Here is a 463-nt window from a genome sequence, read left to right as displayed (position 1 = left end):
CGGCCGGCCGAGGTGGTCAGCAACTGGCACGCGCCGCTGGTGAGCGGCGCCGGCCAGGGTTTCGCGCTGTGCGCGGTGATCGACGGCAAGGTGGTCGGCCATCTCGCGCTATTCGTGCATCCGCCGCCGCGCTCGCACGGCGCCAGCTTCGGCATCGCCGTGCACGACGCCTACGCGGGCCGCGGCATCGGCGCCCGGCTGATGCAGGCGATGCTCGACACCGCCGATCGCGAGCTCGGCCTGCGCCGCATCGAGCTGAACGTGTTCGCCGACAACACGCGCGCGATCGCGCTCTACGAGCGTTTCGGCTTCGTCACCGAGGCGTTCTCGCGCGCCCACGCGATCCGCGACGGCGAGCTGGCCGACGGGCTGCTGATGGCGCGCCTGGTGGCGGCACCGCCGCTCGTGCCGCCGGGCGGCTGAGGGGAGGTCGATGCCGTCGTTCTTCATCGATCGTCCCGTG

Annotated in this window: 1 protein-coding gene; it reads left to right on the top strand. The window is 72.8% G+C overall.

Features of this window, described 5'->3' with window-relative positions:
- A partial coding sequence (locus tag HWX22_RS31545) for a GNAT family N-acetyltransferase (RefSeq protein WP_175917021.1) occupies positions 1-423 on the top strand: 423 nt, incomplete at its 5' end.
- Positions 424-463: the final 40 nt, after the last annotated feature.

This window comes from Burkholderia sp. BCC1638, assembly GCF_902833195.1.
Classification (GTDB): Bacteria; Pseudomonadota; Gammaproteobacteria; order Burkholderiales; family Burkholderiaceae; genus Burkholderia; species Burkholderia diffusa.
The sequence above is the reverse complement of the archived record's forward strand: the minus strand, read 5'-3'. Positions and strand labels throughout refer to the sequence as shown.